1 protein-coding gene and 1 pseudogene are annotated in these 2,187 nt (G+C 68.8%); one reads left to right on the top strand and one right to left on the bottom strand.

Annotation, left to right across the window (positions count from 1 at the left end):
• Nucleotides 1-34: 34 nt before the first annotated feature.
• Nucleotides 35-364: an L-rhamnose mutarotase gene (locus AB0G02_RS36315; protein WP_360803852.1), complete on the bottom strand. Its 330-nt coding sequence runs from the start codon at nucleotides 362-364 to the stop codon at nucleotides 35-37.
• A gap of 432 nt (nucleotides 365-796) precedes the next feature.
• Here AB0G02_RS36315 and AB0G02_RS36320 point away from each other — a divergent pair.
• Nucleotides 797-2,187 (top strand): annotated as a pseudogene (locus tag AB0G02_RS36320) (galactosylceramidase); the annotation flags it as partial.

The following is a 2,187-nucleotide window of genomic DNA, read 5'->3' on the forward strand; positions in this document are numbered from 1 at the left end:
GGACGCCCCGCCCCGGCGGCACGGCTCGGCCGGGTCAGTCGCCGGCCAGGTGCCAGACCTCCCGCATCGGCGCCCACCAGGCGTCCGAACCCGGAGGGGACAGGGACTCCTGGCACGGCTCGGTCAACGTCCACCAGCGCTGCGTCTCCGGGTCGGCGGCGATGCGGGCCTGGTCGGCGGCGTGGTCGTCGCCGGTGTACTCGTAGTAGCCGAAGAGCAGGTCGTCGTGCAGGAAGATGGTGAAGTTGCGGATGTTGGCGTCGAGCAGGGTGCGCTCGACCGCGGGCCAGACGTCCGCGTGCAGCCGCAGGTACTCCTCACGTCGCTCCGGGCGTAGCCGGATGACCATGCCATAGCGGACCATGTCGGATCTCCTCGCGCGCGAAGGATTGAGGTCTCCCGCGTCCACAGTAGAGGGTTGACATCGTTGTCGGGGCGCGTGGATCCGAATGGACGAGCGACCCGCGTGAGCGCGGCCAGGTCGTTCCGCGGTGCGCGGCGGCGGTGCCGACCGGCTCCCGCCGCGTGCCGGTGGCGGTGCCCGCGCCAATCGAGACAATGATCCAGTCCTCTGTGGACTCAACATCGAGCATTACGATCGAACAAATGCGCACATGCTGATGTGCGTATTGCCAGTGAACCCAACAGAGTGCTACACACTTCTACAGGCGCCTGTGATAGCAGTCGCACAATCACCGAGCGATCAGCCGTGTCCCGACACGGCCGATTTCCGCTGCCCGCCCGCAAGACCACGACTGCGCGTACTCCGACTGGATCAGAGAGGATCTGGTGAACGATGCATGCACGTCGACCTGACGGCGGGAGGAGCCTGCCCGCCCTGGCACTGGCCGTCGTCCTGGCGGCCACCGGCGCGGCGGTGGTGACCGCACCGCCCGCGCAGGCGGCCACCTCCATCACGGTGAACGGCGGTTCCACCGGGAGGGCGTTCGACGGGGTCGGCGCGATCAGCGGCGGGGGTGGCAACTCCCGACTGCTGATCGACTACCCCGAGGCCCAGCGCTCGCAGATCCTGGACTACCTGTTCAAGCCGGGTTACGGCGCGGCGGTGCAGCTGCTGAAGCTGGAGATCGGCGGGGACGCCAACTCCACCGACGGCGCGGAACCGAGCCACCAGCACGTCCGCGGCGACATCAACTGCAACGTCGGCTACGAGTTCTGGCTCGGCGAGCAGGCGGTCGCCCGCAACCCGAACATCAAGCTGATCGCCCTGCCGTGGGCCGCGCCGGGGTGGATCGGCAACGGCAACTTCTGGTCCCAGGACATGATCGACTACGACATCTCCTGGCTGAACTGCGCCAAGCAGCACGGCCTGACCATCGGCTACCTCGGCGGCTGGAACGAGCGCGGGCACAACAAGACCTGGTACGAGAACCTCCGCTCGGCGCTCAACGCCAACGGCTACGGCGCCGTGCAGATCGTCGGTGACGACAGCTTCGGCTGGGGCACCGCCGACGAGATCCTCGGTGACTCGGCCTTCCGCGCGGCCGTCGGCGTCGTCGGCTCCCACTACCCGTGCGGCTACCTGGGCGCGGCCACCTCGTGCCCGTCCAGCGCCAACGCCGTGGCCACCGGCAAACCGCTGTGGGCCAGCGAGTTCGGGTCGCAGGACTACATCTCCGGCTCGGCGCCCTACATCCGCAGCATCACCCGCGGCTACCTCGACGGCCAGATGACCGGCTTCGTCAACTGGCCGCTGGTCGCCGCGCTCTACCCGAACCTGCCGTTCAACACCGACGCCCTGGCGGTGGCGTCCTCGCCCTGGTCGGGGGCCTACCGACTGGGCCGCAGCCTGTGGACCAACGCCCAGGTCGCCCAGTTCACCCAACCGGGCTGGCGGTTCCTCACCGGCTCCGCGAGCGGCTACCTCGGCGGCAACCGCAACAACGGCTCGTACATCTCCCTGAAGTCGACGAACAACACCGACTACTCGACGATCTACGAGACGTCGACGACGGGATCCGCGCAGACGGTGACCGTGAACGTGACCGGCGGCCTGAGCACCGGCGCGCTGCACGTGTGGTCCACCGACCTCGGCTCGTCCAACCCGGCCGACTGGTTCGTCCGGCAGCCGGACGTCACGCCGAGCGGCGGCGCCTACTCGCTCTCCCTGCAACCGAACCGGATCTACTCGGTCACCACGACCACCGGCCAGGGCAAGGGGACGGC

The sequence above is a fragment of the Actinosynnema sp. NPDC023658 genome, from assembly GCF_040639995.1.
GTDB lineage: Bacteria > Actinomycetota > Actinomycetes > Mycobacteriales > Pseudonocardiaceae > Actinosynnema.

Bases quoted from the DNA above. Each gene is read 5' to 3' on its own strand.
- AB0G02_RS36315 (WP_360803852.1), bottom strand. From the start codon at position 364: ATGGTCCGCTATGGCATGGTCATCCGGCTACGCCCGGAGCGACGTGAG.